This window comes from Streptomyces sp. NPDC043952 (assembly GCF_056435325.1).
The window spans coordinates 201,234-219,542 of sequence record NZ_JBWKES010000005.1 but is presented as its reverse complement, the minus strand read 5'-3'; the positions used below and the strand labels follow the sequence as shown (position 1 = coordinate 219,542).

Annotated in this window: 14 protein-coding genes and 1 pseudogene; 5 read left to right on the top strand and 10 right to left on the bottom strand. The window is 75.1% G+C overall.

Translation table 11 applies throughout. From position 1 onward, the window contains the following. Window positions 1-161 precede the first annotated feature (161 nt). From AC069R_RS08190 to AC069R_RS08180, 3 genes are all read right to left on the bottom strand, one after another. Entirely contained in the window at window positions 162-536 is a 375-nt protein-coding gene (locus tag AC069R_RS08190) for an ATP-binding protein (RefSeq protein WP_397987144.1), read from the bottom strand. A 726-nt stretch (window positions 537-1,262) separates the two neighbouring features. Then, window positions 1,263-3,005 (bottom strand): pyruvate dehydrogenase, encoded by a 1,743-nt coding sequence (locus tag AC069R_RS08185; protein WP_478765540.1) that lies wholly within the window; start codon window positions 3,003-3,005, stop codon window positions 1,263-1,265. A gap of 105 nt (window positions 3,006-3,110) precedes the next feature. Next, window positions 3,111-4,094: a protein phosphatase 2C domain-containing protein gene (locus AC069R_RS08180; protein WP_478765538.1), complete on the bottom strand. Its 984-nt coding sequence runs from the start codon at window positions 4,092-4,094 to the stop codon at window positions 3,111-3,113. 1,258 nt (window positions 4,095-5,352) lie between these two features. Between AC069R_RS08180 and AC069R_RS08175 the strand changes: the two genes are divergently transcribed. Beyond that, entirely contained in the window at window positions 5,353-6,342 is a 990-nt protein-coding gene (locus AC069R_RS08175) for a winged helix-turn-helix transcriptional regulator (protein ID WP_478765537.1), read from the top strand. On the opposite strand, the gene AC069R_RS08170 is transcribed toward AC069R_RS08175, so the two are convergent. Next, window positions 6,303-7,544, bottom strand: coding sequence for an SGNH/GDSL hydrolase family protein (locus AC069R_RS08170; RefSeq protein ID WP_478765536.1), 1,242 nt, complete (start codon window positions 7,542-7,544; stop codon window positions 6,303-6,305). The two genes, AC069R_RS08175 and AC069R_RS08170, sit on opposite strands and share 40 nt — an antisense overlap. A gap of 208 nt (window positions 7,545-7,752) precedes the next feature. On the opposite strand from AC069R_RS08170, the gene AC069R_RS08165 reads away from it, so the two are divergent. Further along, window positions 7,753-8,130 carry a PPOX class F420-dependent oxidoreductase gene (locus AC069R_RS08165; RefSeq protein WP_478765535.1) on the top strand — a complete coding sequence of 126 codons (378 nt, stop codon included), beginning with the start codon at window positions 7,753-7,755 and terminating at the stop codon, window positions 8,128-8,130. On the opposite strand, the pseudogene AC069R_RS08160 reads toward AC069R_RS08165, so the two are convergent. Continuing rightward, a pseudogene (locus AC069R_RS08160) lies at window positions 8,099-8,451 on the bottom strand (alpha/beta fold hydrolase); the annotation flags it as partial. The gene AC069R_RS08165 and the pseudogene AC069R_RS08160 sit on opposite strands and share 32 nt — an antisense overlap. Between AC069R_RS08160 and AC069R_RS08155 the strand changes: the two are divergent. After that, a complete protein-coding gene (locus AC069R_RS08155) occupies window positions 8,413-8,709 on the top strand; it encodes a TetR family transcriptional regulator C-terminal domain-containing protein (RefSeq protein WP_478765728.1) in 297 nt (98 codons plus the stop codon). The pseudogene AC069R_RS08160 and the gene AC069R_RS08155 overlap by 39 nt on opposite strands. Window positions 8,710-8,750: 41 nt before the next feature. Here the strand turns inward: AC069R_RS08155 and AC069R_RS08150 are convergent, their stop codons facing one another. Genes AC069R_RS08150 through AC069R_RS08140 form a run of 3 tightly spaced genes read right to left on the bottom strand, consistent with a single transcriptional unit; the run spans window position 8,751 to window position 10,885 of the window. Next, window positions 8,751-8,963, bottom strand: coding sequence for a hypothetical protein (locus AC069R_RS08150; protein WP_478765533.1), 213 nt, complete (start codon window positions 8,961-8,963; stop codon window positions 8,751-8,753). Window positions 8,964-9,005: 42 nt separating this feature from the next. Further along, window positions 9,006-9,494, bottom strand: coding sequence for a methylated-DNA--[protein]-cysteine S-methyltransferase (locus AC069R_RS08145; RefSeq protein ID WP_478765531.1), 489 nt, complete (start codon window positions 9,492-9,494; stop codon window positions 9,006-9,008). Beyond that, complete coding sequence (locus AC069R_RS08140; RefSeq protein WP_478765713.1) at window positions 9,491-10,885, bottom strand: bifunctional transcriptional activator/DNA repair enzyme AdaA; 1,395 nt, start codon at window positions 10,883-10,885, stop codon at window positions 9,491-9,493. The genes AC069R_RS08145 and AC069R_RS08140 overlap by 4 nt, the downstream gene beginning before the upstream one ends. A 271-nt stretch (window positions 10,886-11,156) precedes the next feature. On the opposite strand from AC069R_RS08140, the gene AC069R_RS08135 reads away from it, so the two are divergent. After that, a complete protein-coding gene (locus tag AC069R_RS08135; RefSeq protein WP_478765529.1) occupies window positions 11,157-11,669 on the top strand; it encodes a GNAT family N-acetyltransferase in 513 nt (170 codons plus the stop codon). 271 nt (window positions 11,670-11,940) lie between these two features. Here the strand turns inward: AC069R_RS08135 and AC069R_RS08130 are convergent, their stop codons facing one another. Together AC069R_RS08130 and rsgA are read right to left on the bottom strand one after the other, a co-directional pair. Beyond that, complete coding sequence (locus AC069R_RS08130; RefSeq protein WP_478765527.1) at window positions 11,941-14,661, bottom strand: SpoIIE family protein phosphatase; 2,721 nt, start codon at window positions 14,659-14,661, stop codon at window positions 11,941-11,943. Window positions 14,662-15,044: 383 nt separating this feature from the next. Further along, window positions 15,045-16,139, bottom strand: coding sequence for a ribosome small subunit-dependent GTPase A (gene rsgA, locus AC069R_RS08125; RefSeq protein ID WP_478765525.1), 1,095 nt, complete (start codon window positions 16,137-16,139; stop codon window positions 15,045-15,047). Window positions 16,140-16,501: 362 nt separating this feature from the next. Here rsgA and AC069R_RS08120 point away from each other — a divergent pair, with 362 nt between their 5' ends. Then, window positions 16,502-17,938, top strand: a complete 1,437-nt coding sequence (locus AC069R_RS08120) for a carotenoid oxygenase family protein (protein ID WP_478765524.1) — start codon at window positions 16,502-16,504, stop codon at window positions 17,936-17,938. The last annotated feature ends 371 nt before the right edge of the window (window positions 17,939-18,309 follow it).

Genomic DNA, 18,309 nt, shown 5'->3' with positions numbered 1-18,309 from the left:
GTACCCCCCCCCCCCCCCCCCCCCCCCCCCCCCCCCCCCCCCCCCCCCCCCCCCCCTCTCCCCCCCCCCCCCCCCCCCCCCCCCCCCCCCCCCCCCCCCCCCCCCCCCCCCCCCCCCCCCCCCCCCCCCCCATGTCCGCCGCCGCCTCTGCCCGTGGTTCCCTACGCCGCCTCGGCGCCCAGTTCGAACCACACCGACTTGCCGACCCCGTGCGGCCGTACCCCCCAGGCGTCCGCGAGGGACTCCACCAGGACCATGCCCCGGCCGTGGGTGTCGTCGTCCGGGTCCGGGGCGCGCACCTCGGGTCTTCGGGGCACGAAGTCCCGTACCTCCACGCGCAGTCCGCCGGGTGCCACGACCGCGGTGAGGACGGCGTCGTCGTCGGTGTGCACCAGCGCGTTGGTGACCAGTTCGCTGGTGAGCAGCTCGGCGATCTCCGAGCGCCCCGGCTTGCCCCAGTCCCGCAGCAGCTCGCGCAGCTCCCGCCGGGCCTCGGGCACGGAGCGCAGATCCGCCCGCCCGAGTCTGCGCCACAGCCGCTGCGGCGACTGCGGTGGTGGTGGCGGCTGCGTCCGCTGTGCCGCCCGGCCGCGCCCGCCGCGCCGGTCCTGGACGTCCCGCCGGTCGCGCCCGTCCCGTAAGGAATCGTCCCGCGGGGAACCGTCGGCGGGCACCCGCACCAGGCGCCCCGGCGACTCCCCGGCGACCTGCGCGGTCCCCATGGCCCGCAGGGTGCCCGCGGTCTCCCTGACGACACCCTGAACTTCCCCCGAGGTTTCCCCCGTGCCGTCCCCCGGTTCCGCGGAGGGGGCCCCGGTGGTCACGGGACCGCCCCCTCGTGCCTGCCTCTTCATGGCCCCCGCCCGCACGCCGCTCGAACCCTGCCCCTCCTGGTCGAACACGTTCACGGGGGATGCTTGCCCAGTGGACCAACGGCCAGTCCTGGCACCGGCCCGATGACCGGCGGTTCGGCCACTGCCGGGGCCCGCCACACCCGGCCGCGGGGTGGCCGCCGCAGACGCGCGACGGCCTTCCGGGCGGCCCTGTGACGCCGCTGACGCCCCGTGACGGGCGGACCGCCGCGCCCGGCACAGCCGGTCGGCGGTCCGTCACGGCCCGTGAAACTGGCCGAAATCCGCTCCCCGATCCGGGTAATCCGCCCGACGGGCCGTGCGGTTCGCTCCCCGGCCCGGATCGTTCGCTCCCCGGTCCGGATCGTTCGCTCCCCGGCCCCGGCGGTTCGCTCCCCGGTCCAGGTGGTGTCAGGGCCGGGGCACGTTGCGCAGGTTGGAGCGGGCCATCTGGACCATGCGGCCGACCCCGCCGTCCAGCACGATCTTGGAGGCGGACAGCGCGAACCCGGTGACCATCTCGGCGCTGATCTTCGGCGGGATGGACAGGGCGTTGGGGTCGGTGACGATGTCCACCAGGGCCGGACCTTTGTGCCGGAACGCGTCCTTGAGCGCGCCGGCCAGCTGCTTGGGCTTCTCCACCCGCACGCCGTACGCCCCGCACGCGCGGGCCACGGCGGCGAAGTCGGGGTTGGCGTTGGCGGTGCCGTACGCGGGCAGCCCGGAGACCATCATCTCCAACTCGACCATGCCGAGCGAGGAGTTGTTGAACAGCACCACCTTGACCGGGAGGTCCTGCTGCACCAGCGTCAGGAAGTCGCCCATCAGCATGGAGAATCCGCCGTCCCCCGACATCGACACCACCTGCCGGCGCCGGTCGGTGCACTGCGCGCCGATCGCCATGGGCAGCGCGTTGGCCATCGAGCCGTGCGAGAAGGAACCGATGATCCTGCGGCGACCGTTGGGCGAGATGTAGCGCGCCGCCCAGACGTTGCACATGCCGGTGTCCACGGTGAACACCGCGTCGTCGGCGGCGACTTCGTCCAGTACGGCGGCCACGTACTCGGGGTGGATCGGGACATGCCGGTCCACCTTGCGGGTGTACGCCTTGACCACGCCTTCCAGCGCGTCGGCGTGTTTCTTCAGCATCCGGTCCAGGAAGCGCCGGCTGGTCTTCTCCTTGACCCGCGGGATGAGGCAGCGCAGCGTCTCGCGCACATCGCCCCACACGGCGAGGTCGAGCCGGGAGCGCCGGCCGAGCACCTCGGGCCGTACGTCGATCTGGGCGATCCGCACGTCGTCGGGCAGGAAGGCGTTGTACGGGAAGTCGGTGCCGAGCAGGATCAGCAGGTCGCACTCGTGGGTGGCCTCGTAGGCGGCGCCGTAGCCGAGCAGACCGCTCATGCCCACGTCGAACTTATTGTCGTACTGAATGAACTCCTTGCCCCTCAGGGCGTGTCCCACCGGGGACTTGACCTTCTCGGCGAACTCCATGACCTCGGCGTGCGCCCCCGCCGTGCCGCTGCCGCAGAACAGCGTGACCTTGCCGGCCTTGTCGATCATCTCCACGAGGGCGTCGATCTCGGCGTCGCCGGGGCGGACGGTGGGCCGGGAGGTCACCAGGGCGCTCTGCGCGGCCTTCTCCGGGGCGGGTTCGGCGGCGATGTCGCCGGGCAGCGAGACCACGCTGACCCCGCTGCGCCCGACCGCGTGCTGGATGGCGGTCTGGAGCAGCCGGGGCATCTGCCTCGGGCTGGAGATCAGCTCGCAGTAGTGGCTGCACTCCTGGAACAGCCGGTCCGGATGGGTCTCCTGGAAGTACCCGAGGCCGATCTCGCTGGAGGGGATGTGGGAGGCGAGGGCGAGCACGGGGGCCATGGAGCGGTGGGCGTCGTACAGGCCGTTGACGAGGTGCAGGTTGCCGGGGCCGCAGGAGCCGGCGCAGGCGGCCAGCTTCCCGGTGATCTGGGCCTCGGCGCCGGCCGCGAAGGCGGCGGTCTCCTCGTGGCGGACGTGCACCCAGTCGATGTGGGAGTGGCGGCGGACGGCGTCCACGATCGGGTTGAGGCTGTCGCCGACGACGCCGTAGAGGCGGCGCACGCCGGCGCGGACGAGGATGTCGACGAACTGCTCGGCTACGTTCTGCTTGGCCATGTTCTCTCGTCTGCCCCTTCCGGGGTCCGGGATCCGTGCGAGGTCCCGGACCCGTCCCGGATCCGTGCGTGGTGCCCCGGTTCCATGGAGGCATACGAGGGGCGGTTACGCCTCCCACAGGGCGGCGGCCGTACGGTCGTCGGCGTAGCCCTTGACCCGTACCCGCGCGTCGGCGAGGAAGGCGGCGAGGCCGGGCGCGCGGCGGCCGGACCAGCGCCGGGACAGATAGGCGCTCAGGGCGGGCTCCCCGCGCAGCGGCTCGGCCAGGCCCGGTGTGCACATCAGCAGGGCGTCACCCGGCCGGGCTAGCGAGACCTGGAAGCGGAAGGGGTCGCGGGCGGGCGGCGACGGGGGCTCGGACAGCGGTTCGTACGGGCCCGGCGGGGCGGGGGCGCCGAGGTCGAGGGTGAGGCGGTCGCCGTCCTCGGCGGGCTCGGGTGTCGGGGGCGGCTCCGGGGGCCCCGCTTCCGTGGTGCCCGGCTCGATGTCCCGCCAGGTGCCGTCGCGCAGCAGGAAGAGGCCGCCGTCGCCGGCACCGAAGAAGACGCGGGTACGGCAGTGCGGGTCGGCGGGCAGCAGCAGGCAGCGCAGGCTCGCCGTGTACTCCTGAGGCGAGACGCCCCGTTGGAGGGCGCTCGCGCGGAGCCGGCCCAGGCCCCGGTCGGTGAGCCGGTGCAGGCCCGCCTTCAGGTCGGCGCGCCGGGTCGCGCGGATGTCCTCGGCCAGCCGCCGGTGGCTGCGGCCCACCGCCCGGCCGATCCAGCGGCACGCCTCGGCCGCCGCGAGGTGCGCCTCGGGGGCGGCGCGTGCGCCGGTGGCCATCGCGACGAGCACGAGCGCGCCTGCGCCGGTGCCGAACCGGGCGGTCAGCAGGGCGTCCCGGCGGGGCTCGCCCCGGTAGCGCGCGGAGTCCCCGCGCAGCGACACCGACCGCAGCGTCCACGTCCCGTACCGGGCCCCGTCCAGGACGGTGTCCGCCACCAACTCCCCCAGCTCCTCCGGCTCGGCGAGGGGAAGGGCGGTGGGCTCGGGGTCATAGGTGGGCGGCCCGGACCCCACGAAGTCGAGGGCGGAGGCGGGCTCGGGCACCGGGGGGTGCTCGGGGGCGGCCGGGGTTCGGCGGGGAAGGTCGGGCGAGGCCGGCTGGATGGGGAGGACGCGGTGGGTGGGGGCGTCCGGGGGTCTCGGGGTATCGGGCGGGGTGGAGGCGTCGGCGGGGGCCGGGGCAACGGGCGCTCTCGTGGAGCCGGTCGGGGCCACGCGATCGGGCGGCGGAGCCGGGGCGTCGAACCGAGACGGAACGTCGGCAGAAGCCGGGACGTCACACGATCTCCCGGCGCCGGACGGAGCCGCGCCATCGGACGGACCGGAAACACCGCCCGCACCCGAAACCCCAGCCCAAGACGGGGTATTCGCCGGAGCTGCGGCATCGGACGCCCCCCGAAAGCCAGTTGAGGCGGCGCCCTGGGACGGGCCGGGGACCTCGGGCAGGCCCTGCGCGTCGGCCGGAACCGATGCATCCGGCGGCGGTCTCAGTGGACCGGACCGGACCGTGACATCGGGCGGAACCGACACACCGCCTGGGACCGACACATCCGTCCACCCCGAACCGTCGTCCTGGCCCAGACCGCCGTCCTGCCCCGAACCGCCGACCTCGCCCAGACCGCCGTCCGGACCCGAACCGTTGTCCCGGCCCGCACCACCGGCCTGGCCCGCACCACCGGCCTGGTCCGAACCGTCACCCTGGCCCGAACCGTCGTCCTCTCCCGGACCGCCGACCCGGCCCGGAACAGAGACCGGCGCCGGTCTCTCCCGCACCGTGTTGCGGATCGAGGTGTAGCGGTCGTCCAGGGAGTCGGGCGCGGTGGTCGGGCCCGTGTCTCCGGTGGTGTCGTCGTACAGCCGACCCCACCAGTCGTCCTCGGGACGGGCGGTGGGCCTTCCCCCCTGCTGGCTCATGCCCTGATTGTCACCACGCGGGCGCCCGGAAAACGGGGCATCGGGAAATTCCGGCCGCGAAAAGGTGAACGGCCGCCGGGCGGTCCCACCCCCCACGGGGGGACCGCCCGGCGGCGTGCTCGGTCCTCGCGGACCGGTCCATGTCGGCCACCCGCCGGGTGGCCGGATCGCGGCGCACGCGTGGCTCCCGTGGCTGCCGCGCCGAGGCCCACCCTGGCAGACACACCTGTGATCCGGCGATGATGTCGACGGCGGGTTTACGCCGTGGCCGGTTCCCGCCAGCCACGGCCCTCCGTGACGGCCTGTTCTCGGACGGCCGGTAGACGGGACGCCGGGTGCTCGGGTGGCTTGGATGTGCGCGGGACGTACGCAGGGAGGGGCGCGGTCGATGCTGACGGCGATAGGTCTGGACGAGCGGCACGAGGCGGCGTACCGGGCGCTGGTGGCGGTGGGCGCGGCCGATGTGGCCGATCTGGCGCGGCGGTTGACGCTGGGCGTGCCGGACACCGAGCGCGCGTTGCAGGGGCTGGAGCGGCAGGGGCTCGCGGCCCGTTCCTCGGCGCGGGCGGGGCGCTGGGTGGCGGCGCCGCCCGCGGTGGCGCTGGGCGCGCTGCTCACCCGGCAGCGGCACGAGCTGGAGCAGGCGGAGCTGGCGGCGGCGCTGCTCGCGCGGGAGTACCGGGCGGCGGCGGCCGAGCCCGCGGTGCACGACCTGGTGGAGGTGGTGACCGGCGCCTCGGCGGTCGCGCAGCGCTTCCTCCAGTTGCAGCTGGGCGCCGCGCAGGAGGTGTGCGCGCTGGTGACCGGGGACCCGGTGGCGGTGACCGCGCCGGAGAACGAGGCGGAGGAGCAGGCGGCCGGGCGCGGGGTGCGCTACCGGGTGGTGGTGGAGCGGGCGGTGCTCGATCTGCCGCAGGCGCTCGGCGGGCTGACCGAGGCGCTCGGCAGGGGCGAACGGGTGCGGATGACGGACCGGGTGCCGACGAAGCTGGTGGTGGCGGACCGTTCGCTGGCGATGGTGCCGTTGACCTCGCACAGCGCGGAGCCGGCCGCTCTGGTGGTGCACGCCAGTGGTCTGCTGGAGCTGCTGGCGGGGTTGTTCGAGTCGGTGTGGCGGGAGGCGCTGCCGCTGCGGCTGAACACGGACGGCGCGGCCGAGGCGGTGCCGGACGGCCCGGACGCCACCGATCTGGAGGTGCTGTCGCTGCTGCTGGCCGGGCTGACCGACGCGAGCGTGGCCAAGCAGCTGGGGCTGGGGCTGCGCACCGTGCAGCGCCGGGTGAAGCGGCTGATGGAGCTGGCCGGGGTGACCACCCGGCTCCAGCTGGGCTGGCACGCCTACGAGCGGGGCTGGGTCACCCGTGGCCTGCCGGACTGAGCCCCCCCGAGTGCCGTGCGCACCGTCTCCGCCACCGCCGCCATCCCCGCGTCGGTGAAGTGCAGGTGGTCGCCGGGGTCGTACGCCGGGAGGATGCGGGTCGGCTGCGCCGGGTCGCGGACGGTCGCGTCGGCGTCGGCGACCGCGTCGAAGGCGCCGCCGGTGCGGATGAAGTCGTTGACCCGCTGCCGTACGTCCTCGCGGCCGTCGGTGTAGGCGGCGTAGCCGCGGAACGGGGTGAGGGTGACGCCGACGACCCGGATGCCGCGGGCGTGGGCGCGGGAGACGAGGGTGCGGTAGGCGTCGGCGTAGGCGGCGGGGTCGTTGGCCGGGGGCAGGCCCTTGATGTCGTTGATGCCCTCGAAGACGACGAGGACGCGCGCCCCGGCCCGGTCGAGGGCGTCGGCGTCGAGGCGGGTGAGGGCGCTCGGTCCGGTGCCGTCGCGCAGCAGCCGGTTGCCGCTGATCCCGGCGTTGAGGACGCCGAGCCCGTGGTCGCGCAGCCGGGCGGCGAGCCGGTCGGGCCAGCGGCGGTCGGTGTCGGGGGTGGACCCGGTGCCGTCGGTGAGGGAGTCGCCGAAGGCCACGACGCTGCCGGTGGCGCGGCCGAGGACGTCGATGCCGGTCACGTAGTACCAGGACTTGATGATCGTCTTGTACGACGACCCGCTCGCGTCGGCGGCGTGGCCCGCGCCCTCGGGGGCCAGGTAGCTGGTCTGGAGGGCGCTGGCGTGGTAGGTGGCGCGGCCGTCGTCCTCGGGGGTGTACACGGTGACGAGGAGGTCGGCGGCGTCCGGCACGGTCAGCGCCACCCGGTCGCTGACGGTGTCCCGCCCCGGCTGCACGGTCGTCGTGCGCGCCCCCCGGAAGGTGACGGGACGCAGGGTACCGGGTACGGCGTCCGGTCCCTGCGCCCGGCGCAGCGCCACGGTGACCGCGCCGAGCCGCAGCGGCTCGGTGCCGAGCCGGTTGCTGAGCCGGACCCGGACGGCGGTGCCGCCGACGCTGAGCCGGACCACGTTGCGGATGGCCGCGCCGGGCCGGGCGGCGGTGGTCCCGGAGGGCGCGGTCTCCCAACTGCCGCTCCAGCGCGGGGCGGTGCGGACGGCGCCGGGTGCGGCGGCGACGCCCGCGGTGGCCCGTGCGCCCGGCAGGAGCAGCGCCATCAGCAGGACCGCGAGGACCCGTTTCACCTTGCCCATGTGCGCCCGCCCTTCCCCGGCTGATCCGCCGCAGGCGACCGTGCCACAGCGACGGGCCGCACCGCCGCACGTCGGCGGCGATTCCACCCGGTCGGCGCAATGGGCGGGCGGGACGCGGGACACCGGGACGTAGGGCGCGGGTCGTAGGGCGCGGGGTCCAGGGCGATCGGCCGATGCGGGGTGCGCCCGGCGGTGGTTGGCTGGCGGTATGACCGGATTCAGCGCGGCGGAACTGTCGTATCTGCGCTCCCAGCGCCTCGGCCGGATGGCCACCGTCGATCCGCACGGGCAGCCGCAGGCGAACCCCGTCGGCTACCGCCTCCAGGACGACGGCACGATCCTGATCGGCGGCTACGCCATGGGCACCACCAAGAAGTGGCGCAACCTGCGGGAGAACCCGAGGGTCGCGCTCGTCGTGGACGACATCGTGAGCGTCGATCCCTGGCGGGTGCGCGGGGTGGACATCCGGGGCGAGGCCGAACTCCTCACCGGACCGCACGACTTGGGAGCGCAGCTCAGCGAGGAGGTGATCCGGATCCATCCGAAGCGCGTGCTCAGCTGGGGACTTGAGGAGTCCGCGCCGTGATCCGGTCCTGATCGACGCCGGCCATGAAGTCCAGCATCGCCCGGTTCGTCGCCCCGGCTGGTCGATCTGCGGGCCGTGGCCGGTGTCCGCGATGATCTCGGCACGGGCGCCCGGCACGAGCCGGGGAACGCGCTCGACCTGCCGGTCGGGGTGCACGAGCAGACTGCGCCGGCCGAGCAGCAGGTACAACGGCGTGCGCACGGTGGCCAGTTCGGCATCGGTGAGCGGCTTCGGCGCGGGCCGCCGGATGCGGTAGGCGCGCACGCCGGTTGGGATCATCCTGTGCAGCTCGGGCACGACGAGGACCGGCTGCTCCAGCCAGAGGCGCTTGCCGCCCAGCCCTTCTTCAAGGAACCCGACGCGGCCAAGGCGACCGTGACCGCTCTCCTCCAACGCGCCGCCGAAGAGGGCCGGTTACGCCCCGGCACGGGCCCCGCCCTCGCCGCGGCCGGCCTCCTCGCCCTCTCCGCCGGCCTCGGCACGAGCGTCCTGGTCGGCCAGCGGAGCGCCGAGTCGGCCACCGAGGTCCTCGCGTACCACCTGGACCGCGTCTTCCGGCCGACCGCCGGGAACGACTGAACCCCCGAGGCCGGCTGAACCGCCTTGGCGCCGCCCGGAGTTCACACCCCCGAGAACACCGCGAGCCCGGCGGCCACCGCGAACAGGAGGACCACGGCGAGGGCGATGAACACCGCCTCGGCGCCACCTCCGGGCCTGGTCCGGGTCCTCGGGCAGAGGCCGGCCAACTTTCCGGCGCCCCAGGTCATCCACAGCGGCGCCGACAGCAACACGCCGAAGAAGACCGCCACTACGAGGCCACCCATGTCACCCATGTCTACGTTCCTCCGACCGCACGGCCGCGCACCACGGCTCGGTCAGCGTACGGGGCGTGTCCCGAGCACGCCTTCCAGGGTCAGCAGACGGGTCTTGCGGTCGAGGCCGCCGGCGTAGCCGGTGAGGGAGCCGTCGGCGCCGATCACGCGGTGGCAAGGGCGCACGATCAGCAGGGGGTTGGCGCCGAGGGCGGCGCCGACGGCGCGGACGGCGGCGCGCGGTGCGCCGATGCGGGCGGCCAGTTCGCCATAGGTGAGCGTGGTGCCGTACGGCACCTCGTCGAGGGCGGTCCAGACCCGGCGGCGGAACTCGGTGCCGGGGACCCGCAACGGGAGCCGGAACGAACGGAGTTCACCGGCGAAGTAGGCGTCGAGCTGCTCGCGTGCCGCGGCGAACGGCTCCGGGTCCTCGCGCAGCCCGGCCGGGACGTCCCGCGCGCAGTGCAGCGAGGTGAGGGCGCCGTCCGGGTCGGCGGTGAGCAGCAGCCGGCCGAGGGGGGTGTCGAGGTGGGTGTAGCTTCCGGCGGTCATCGGGGCAACTCTCCTGCCACATAGAGGTGTTGTACGGCATAGGTTCGCCAGGGACGCCAGGCGTCGGGCGCCCGCACGCCGGGCGGGGCCACATCGGGGTCGCCGAGCGCGCGGGCCCGGATCAGCGCGGCGGTGGCCGCGTCCATCCCCGGCAGCGCGAGCAACTCCCGCTGTGCGTCGTCCCGGTCGGCGCCGGGGTCCAGGCGCAGGGCGCCGTCGGCGAGGGCGGCGGCGAGCGCGGGCAGCGGCGCGGGCACGCCCCGCGCCCCCGCGAGCGCCGCCGGTTCCGGGAAGAGGTGGGTGAGGGCGCCGTCCGGGGCGTCGAGACTCTTGCCGTACGCCTCGGCCAGCCGCCCGCACCCCGCCGGGCCCAGCAGCGCGCGGGCCGCCGCCTCCAGGGGGTCGGCGGCTCCGGGAGCGCGCAGACCGGGGCGGGCCGCGACCAGGGGGGCGAGGCGGGGATCGGCGCTCAGGCGCTCGTCGATCGCGTAGGGGTCGGCGTCCAGGTCGAACAGGCGGCGCAGCCGCTGCACGGCGGTGGTGAGGTCCCGCGGGTCGGTCAGGCGCAGCCGCGCGTCCAGCCAGCCGCCGGGGCGGGTGCCGCCGCCCGCGCGCGGCGCCCCGCCGCGCTCGGCGACGGCGGCGGTCCCGGTGCCGTACGGCAGCCGCAGGGTGCGCCGGTAGGTGCGCGCGCCGGGCCGGCCCGTGACCTCCTCGACCCCCGGCACCGCCTCCCGCGCGAGCTGGTCGAAGACAGGGGCGGCCGGGCAGGGGCCCCGGTGGGCGAGCCGCAGCGGGATGCCGGTGCCGTAGGCGGCCCGGCGGGCGCCGCCGCGCGGGGCGGCCGCCCGGACCTCGGTGGGCGTCGCGTCGTACACCTCGCGGAGCGTGTCGTTGAACTGCCGCACGCTGGCGAACCCGGCCGCGAAGGCGATCTCGGTGACCGGCATCCCGGTGGTCTGGAGCAGCACCCGTGCGGTGTGCGCGCGCTGCGCGCGGGCCAGGGCCACCGGTCCCGCGCCCAGCTCGGTGGTGAGCTGGCGCTGCACCTGCCGGGCGCTGTAGCCGAGCCGCGCGGCGAGCCCGGCGACGCCCTCGCGGTCCACCACGCCGTCGGCGATCAGCCGCATGGCCCGGCCGACGACGTCCGCGCGCACGTTCCACTCCGCCGAGCCGGGCACCGCGTCCGGCCGGCACCGGCGGCAGGCCCGGAACCCGGAGCGCTGGGCGGCGGCGGCCGTCGGATAGAAGCGCACGTTGCGCCGTTTGGGGGTCACCGCGGGGCAGCTGGGCCGGCAGTAGATCCCGGTCGTCTCGACGGCGAAGAAGAACGCCCCGTCGAACCGCCCGTCCCGGCTGCGCACCGCCTCGTACCTGCTGTCCTCGTCCATCACGCGTTCCAGTGTGACCCTCGTCCGGGGCACCGGCTGGCGGAAAACGGACACGTAGCCGGTCCGGTAGCCTGGGCGTGTTCGTGTGTGATCAGGAGCCGAGGATGCGGAGGTGAGGTCGATGACCGCGCTCATGGCCACCCCGTGCGGTGTCCGGGTCTTTCTCATGCTCCGGGCCGTGGCCTGACCCCGTCCCTCCTCTCCTGCCCCGCCGAGAGCGTGAGCTCGCGGGGCACCACGCGAACCTCTCCCTGAACGGACATCCGACGTCATGGGCAACACCTGGATCACGCGCGCCGAGACCGGCGCCGACATTCCCGCCATCCGCGACATCAACCTCACCGCCTTCCCCACCCCCGCCGAGGCCGACCTCGTCGACGCGCTGCGCGCCGACCCGGCCGCCTGGATCGAGGGCCTCTCCCTCGTCGCGGCGGACGAGACCGGCCGGCCGGTGGCGCACGCCCTGCTGACCCGGTGCCACATCGGCACCGCCCCGGCCCTGTGCCTGGCTCCCTGCGCGGTCCGGCCGGAGCGGCAGCGGTCCGGCGCGGGCGGCGCGGCGATCCGCGCCGCCCTGGCCGCGGCGACGGCGCTGGGCGAACACCACGTGGTCGTCCTCGGGCATCCGGCCTACTACCCCCGGTTCGGGTTCACGCGCGCCTCGGACCACGGCATCGGCCTGACCATCGACGTCCCGGACGACGCCCTGATGGCGCTCAGTCTCCGCCCCGGCCACTCGCTCCCCGGCGGAACCGTCCGCTACGCCGCCGCGTTCGGCATCTGACCCGGCCCGGGGGGGGGGGGGGGGGGGGGGGGGGGGGGGGTGGGGCGGGGGGGGGGGGGGGGGGGGGGGGGGGGGGGGGCGGGGTGGGGGGGGGGGGGGGGGGGGGGGGGGGGGGGGGGGGGGGGGGGGGGGGGCGTGTGCCTCCCCACCCCCCCCCCCCCCCCCAACCCCCCCCCCCCCCCCCCCCCCCCTCCCCCCCCCCCCCCCCCCCCCCCCCCCCCCCCCCCCCCCCCCCCCCCCCCCCGCCCCGGCCCTGCGGCACACCCCGGTTCTAGAGGCTCTCCCACTGGTCCAGGATGTCGTCCGCGCTCTCCTCGTCCGTGTCCCCGGCCGGTTGCGGGGCGTCCTGCTGGGGGGACAGCTCGGCCCAGATCACCTTGCCGCGGGCGGTGTAGCGGGTGCCCCAGCGGCTGGCGAGCTGGGCGACGAGGAACAGCCCCCGGCCGCCCTCGTCGGTGGCCGCCGCCCGGCGCGGATGCGGGGCGGTGCTGCTGCCGTCGGCGACCTCGCAGATCAGGCCCCGGTCGTGGAGCAGGCGGACGCGGATGGGCGCGGAGCCGTAGCGCACGGCGTTGGTGATCAGCTCGCTGAGGATCAGCTCGGCGGTGTAGCCGATGTCCCCGAGCCCCCACGCCTCCAGCGTGGCCGCGCACTCGGCGCGGACCGGGCCGACCGCCGCCGGATCGCGGGGCACGTCCCACTCGGCGACGTGCTCGGGGCCCAGCAGCCGGGTGCGGGCCACCAGCAGGGCCACGTCGTCGATCGGCCGGGCCGGCAGGACCGCGTCCAGGACGGCCGCGCACAGCGCCTCGGGGCTGTGCCCCTCCGCTTCCGCCAGCGTGTCGCGCAGCAGGTCGAGGCCGGTGCCGAGGTCCCGCTGCCGGTCCTCCAGCAGCCCGTCGGTGTACAGCACCAGGTACGAGCCCTCCGGCAGCTCCAGCTCCAGCGTCTCCACCGGCATCCCGTCGCCGAGGCCCAGCGGCGGGGAGACCGGCACGTCGGGGTAGGTGGCGGTGCCGTCGGGCAGGACGAGGGCGGGGCCGGGGTGGCCGGCCCGCGCGATGGTGACGCGCCCGGCGACCGGGTCGTACAGCGCGTACAGGCAGCTCGCGCCGGTGACGTTCGCGATGCCGTCGCGCGCGACCCGCCCGTCCCGCAGCAGCCCGTCCAGCCCCTCCTCCCCCGCGCCCTGGGCGTCGCCCCGCTCGTCGCTGTCGATGCGGCTGACCAGTTCGTCGAGGTGGACGAGGAGTTCGTCGGGGCCGAGGTCGAGGGCGGAGAAGTTGGCCACGGCGGTGCGCAGCCGGCCCATGGTCGCCGCCGCGTGCAGCCCGTGCCCCACCACGTCGCCGACGACCAGCGCCACCCGCGCGCCCGGCAGCGGGATGACGTCGAACCAGTCGCCGCCCACCCCGGCCTGCGCGGGCAGGTAGCGGTAGGCCACCTCCAGCGCGGACTGCTCGGGCACGCCGCGCGGCAGCAGGCTGCGCTGGAGGGTGACGGCGGTGGTGTGCTCGCGGGTGTAGCGGCGGGCGTTGTCGATGGCGACCGCGGCCCGCGCCACCAGTTCCTCGGCGACCGCCCGGTCCTCCTCCTCGAACGGTTCGGACCGCGCGGTGCGCCAGAAGCTCGCCACGCCCATCAGGACGCCTCGGGCGCGCACCGGCACCACCAGCATCGAGCGGATGCCGTGGGCGAGGATGCGGTGCGCGTTGTCGGGGTCGTTCTGCTGCCATCCGCCGTCCTCGCGCAGATCGGGCTCCAGGACCGGGGTGCCGGTGCCGAGCCCGATGGCCTGCGGGGTCTGGGAGGCGAAGTCCACGAGGGTGCCGACCGGGTAGAGCGGGTGGTCGCCGTCGATGGCGGTCAGGGCCGTACGGCGCATGAGCGTGCCCTCGGGCTCGCCGCCCCGCAGGACCGAGTCGAGCAGGTCCACACAGGCGTAGTCGGCGAACCGGGGGACGGTGAACCGGGTCAGTTCCTCGGCCGTGCGCCGCACGTCCAGGGTGGTGCCGATCCGGCTCATGGCGTCGTACAGCAGCCGCAGCCGCCGCTGGGCGACGGCCGCGCGGCCGGCCACGGCCCGCAGTTCGGTGGTGTCGCGCAGGGTGACGACGCTGGAGGACCGGCAGCCGTGCGGCGCGGTCGGCCGGACGCTCACCGCGAGCAGCCGGTCGCCGGCCTCGCAGACCTCGTCGGTGGCCGGGTGGTCGGAGGACAGCAGCGTGTCCAGGGGTGCCGCGAACCCGAAGTCGGTCAGCCGCCGGCCCTCGGCGTCCTCGGGGAGGCCGAGCAGGCGCCGGGCCTCGTCGTTGGCGAGCAGCAGGGTGCCGTCGGCGGCGACGATGAGGACGCCCTCGCGGGCGGCGTGCAGTACGGCGTCGTGGTGGTCGTACATCCGGCGCAGCTCGGCCGGTTCCAGGCCGCGGGTCTGCCGCCGCAGCCGCCGGTTGACCAGGGCGATGCCGCCCGTCGCCAGCAGCAGCGCGCCGGCGCCGGCCGCGAGCAGCACGGGCAGTTGCCGGCGCACCTGCTGCTGGATGTTGCGCACGGTGATGCCGGCGGTGACCAGCCCGACGACCTCGGCGTGGCTGCCCATGACGGGCACGGTGGTCTCCACGGCCACGCCGATGGGGGTGGACAGGTCGTGGGTGTACGGCTGCCCGTGCAGCGGCCGCGAGAAGTCGCCGATGACGTGCTTGCCGATGAGGTGCACGTTGGGGTGGGTCCAGCGGAGCCCGGCCGGGCTGAACGCCACGATGTAGTCGATGCCGGTCTCCTTGCGGACCTGCTCGGCGCGGGGTTGCAGTACGGCGGTGGGGTCCGGGGAGCGCATCGCGGCGAGCGTGCCGGGGGCGTGGGCGAAACCGGCGGCGGCGGCGAAGGTGCGCTGCCGCGCCGCGGTGACACCGCCCTGGGTGGCCTGGACCACGAGGACGGTGCCGGCCACCACCCCGAACAGCAGCAGGATGATCAGTTGCAGCACGAACATCTGTCCGGCGACGGTCCGGACACCGGGCGGCAGCCACCTCGGCCGTCCGGAGTCGGCGGCAGCCGGGGACGCTTCGACCGGGGCGGAAGCGTCCCACCCCGAAAACAGGCCGAAACGCCTCTTCATGGTGCATTTCTAGCATTCACCGGGGAGAGCGACACAGCGCAAGCCTGCCGCGACCCCGCCCCGATCCCGGCGCCGCGTGGACGACGGACGCCGGTCGGGCCTCCCGGAGCAGGAGGATCCCGAGGGCGGGGGTACGGCCGTCGGGGTGGGGCGGTGCGGCATGTGGGTGAGGGGGTGGGCTCGGCCGGCGGCGTGGGGATGGGGGTGGGGGGTGCGCCCACCCGGTCACGCCCAGCGCCCCCGCCCGGCCCACCCGCTCACGCCCAGCGGCCCTGTTTGGCGCGCAGGGCGGCGCGGCCCTCGGCGCCCTTGCGTTTCCAGTCGCGGCGGATTTCGGCGCGCAGCCGGGCGTCGGTCTTGGCGACGATCCACTGGTTCTCGCGCAGGAGCTTGCGGTAGCTCTCCAGGCGGCGGACGGACAGTTCCCCGCCGTCCACCGCGGAGCGCACCGCGCAGCCCGGCTCGCTCTCGTGGGCGCAGTCGTGGAAGCGGCACCGCCCGGCCAGTTCCTCGATCTCGGCGAACACCTGCCCGACCCCGCTCCCGGCGTCGTACAGGCCGACCCCGCGCAGCCCCGGCGTGTCGATGAGGACTCCGCCGCCGGGCAGGACGAGCAGGTTGCGGGTGGTCGTGGTGTGCCGCCCCTTGCCGTCGACGTCACGGGCGGCCCGTACGTCCATCACGTCCGCGCCGACGAGCGCGTTGGCCAGCGTGGACTTGCCCGCGCCGGACTGGCCGAGCAGCACGCAGGTGCCGTCGCCGACGAGGGCGCGCAGCACGCCGAGTCCGTCGCCGGTGTGCGCGCTGACGCCGAGCACCGGCACGCCGGGCGCGCTGTGCTCGACGTCCTGGACGAGGTGGGCCAGGGTGACCGGATCGGTCACCAGGTCGGCCTTGGTGAGCACGACCACGGGCTGCGCCCCGGACTCCCACGCGAGGGCGAGGAAGCGTTCGACGCGGCCGAGGTCGAGTTCGACGGCGAGGGAGACGGCGATGACCGCGTGGTCGACGTTGGCCGCGAGGATCTGCCCGTCGGACCGCTTGGAGGAGGTGGATCGCACGAAGGCGGTGCGGCGCGGCAGATACACCCGGACGTACCGGGGGTTGCCGCCCGCGTCCACGGCGACCCAGTCGCCGGTGCAGACGACCCGCAGCGGGTCGTGGGGGGTGACGAACGCGGTGTCGGCGCGGACGGTTCCGTCGGCGGTGACGATGTCGCACTGGCCGCGGTCGACCCGTACCACCCGGCCGGGCAGCAGCCCTTCGGTGGCGTACGGGGCGAACGCGCGGGCCCAGTCGTCGTCCCAGCCGTAGGGGGCCAGGGCGGTGTGCACAGCGGAGCTGGAAGTCAAGGGGGACCCTTCACAGGGGTGGCCCCGGAGGGAGCGGTCGGCTGCGACGCGCTCGGGTCAGCCGGTGGCCACGGAGGTGGACTCGAGAAGTTCCTGGATGCGGGCAGCGCCCACCGCGGTGACAGTCATCGGTCACACCTCCCCTTCCCCTGCTCGGCCGGCGGCGGCGACCGAACGGCCGCCGCGCGAAGTGATCCCACCCTAGGACGGAGCGCCCGGCGAGCACCATCGAATTAACGCGCCCGCGGCCGGACCCGAGCCGCGCCCGCGGAGCCGCGCAGGTGCCCGCGGTGCCGGAGTGGCGGGCGGTGGCGGCCGGTATTTGACTGGTGGGGGCCCGTACTCCGGCCGGGGAGAGTGCCATGACCGCGTCCGCCGCTTTCGATCCGACCCGCGTCGCCCATCTCACCGGACGGTTCGCCCCGGTCACCGAGGAGGTCGACGCGGTGGACCTGGCGGTCACCGGGGAGCTGCCGAAGGAGCTGGACGGCGTCTACCTGCGCAACGGCCCCAATCCGCGCTTCACGCCGATCGGCAGCTATCTGTACCCGCTCGACGGCGACGGCATGATCCACGGGGTCTGGCTGTCGGACGGCCGGGCCCGTTACCGCAACCGCTTCGTCCGCACCCCGGCCATGATCGCCGAGGAGAAGGCCGGCCGGGCCCTGTGGGGCGGCCTGGAGTCCATGATCCTTCCCGGCGCCGACGAGGTCGGGGACGTGCTCGCGCACACCTTCAAGCCGCTGCCCGACATCAATGTCGTCCGGTACGCCGGCCGTCTGCTCGCCCTCGCCGAGTCGGACTGCCCGTACCGGATGAGCCCGGAGCTGGACACCCTCGGCAAGGAGACGTTCGACGGGCAACTGCCCGCCGGCATCACCGCGCACCCCAAGATCGACCCGGTGACCGGTGAGCTGGCCGTGTTCTGCTACGCGCTCGAACCGCCGTACCTGACCTGGGCGTTGATCGGCCCGGACGGCACTGTCCGGCGCGGTCCCACGCCGGTGGACGGCGTCGACGCGCCGCAGATGATCCACGACATGGCGCTCACCCGCCGCTATCTGGTCCTCGTGCTGGCGCCGGCGTTCTTCGACATCGAGGCGGCCCTGAACGGCGGTTCGTTCCTCGCGTGGCGTCCCGAGCGGGGCACCCGCATCGCGCTGATCCCGCGCGACGGCGGTCCCGTCCGCTGGGCCGGCGACGAGGCGTTCTGGCTGTGGCACACGGTCAACGCCTACGACGACCCGCGCGACGGCCGCGTGATCGTGGACTACGTGCAGTGGCCGGCCCTCTCGCTCGGCCCGGACCCCGGCGCGGGCCGGCCGCGGGGGGACGCCCACCACGGCCTGACGCGGGCCGTCGTCGACCCGGTCGCCGGCCGCGTGCGGCGGGTCCGGCTGGACGACGCGCGGGTCGAGTTGCCGCGCGTCGACGACCGCGTCCTCACCGGCCCCTACGAGCGGCTCGCCGTCGCCGCGGACAGCGGTCGCGGCGCGGGCCTGCTGCCGGGCGAGTACGACGCGCTGCGCTGGTACGACGTCCGCGCGGGCGGCGCCACGGCGCGGACCTGGGACGCGGGCGATCTGTCCGTCGGCGAGCCCGTCTTCGCGCCGGTGCCCGGCACCCGCGACCCCGAGCACGGCTACTGGCTGACGTTCGCCACCGACCGCACGGACGCCACCAGTTGGCTGCTCGTCCTGCCCGGAGCCGACCCCGCCGGCGGACCGGTGGCCCGTGTCCGCATCCCCGTCCGCGTCCCGCTCGGTCTGCACGGCACCTGGCTGCCCACCGAGGAATGACGCCGGACGGCTCCGCACCGACACGACAACGCTGTCATTTCCCGATCCCGTAACACGCATTTGAACGTTCGGTTTCGCGGGCGAGTCCGGCGAGTATGACAGAGTGGCAGCCACCTCGATTCATCACCGATCATGATCGGTACCAGAGCAAATTGAGTCTTGGACGACTCGGGGCCCGATGCTGGACTTGGCGCGTGACGGACCACGCGCGACGAACGGCCCCCGCATGCGACGGTATATGGGAAGTAAATTCTTCCACTAATGCGACGCGGCATGAGAGTGACGTTCCGTCACCGCACCTCACCTTGCACCTTCCACGCCGAAACCGCTAGCATCCGTTCCGCCTTCGGGGGCATGGCCGGTAAATTGAC

Coding starts and splice junctions, on each gene's coding strand:
- AC069R_RS08135 (WP_478765529.1), top strand. CDS start 11,157: ATGGGCAACACCTGGATCACGCGCGCCGAGACCGGCGCCGACATTCCC.
- AC069R_RS08175 (WP_478765537.1), top strand. CDS start 5,353: ATGCTGACGGCGATAGGTCTGGACGAGCGGCACGAGGCGGCGTACCGG.
- AC069R_RS08145 (WP_478765531.1), bottom strand. CDS start 9,494: ATGACCGCCGGAAGCTACACCCACCTCGACACCCCCCTCGGCCGGCTG.
- AC069R_RS08150 (WP_478765533.1), bottom strand. CDS start 8,963: ATGGGTGACATGGGTGGCCTCGTAGTGGCGGTCTTCTTCGGCGTGTTG.
- AC069R_RS08165 (WP_478765535.1), top strand. CDS start 7,753: ATGACCGGATTCAGCGCGGCGGAACTGTCGTATCTGCGCTCCCAGCGC.
- AC069R_RS08130 (WP_478765527.1), bottom strand. CDS start 14,661: ATGTTCGTGCTGCAACTGATCATCCTGCTGCTGTTCGGGGTGGTGGCC.
- AC069R_RS08120 (WP_478765524.1), top strand. CDS start 16,502: ATGACCGCGTCCGCCGCTTTCGATCCGACCCGCGTCGCCCATCTCACC.
- AC069R_RS08185 (WP_478765540.1), bottom strand. CDS start 3,005: ATGGCCAAGCAGAACGTAGCCGAGCAGTTCGTCGACATCCTCGTCCGC.
- AC069R_RS08170 (WP_478765536.1), bottom strand. CDS start 7,544: ATGGGCAAGGTGAAACGGGTCCTCGCGGTCCTGCTGATGGCGCTGCTC.
- AC069R_RS08140 (WP_478765713.1), bottom strand. CDS start 10,885: ATGGACGAGGACAGCAGGTACGAGGCGGTGCGCAGCCGGGACGGGCGG.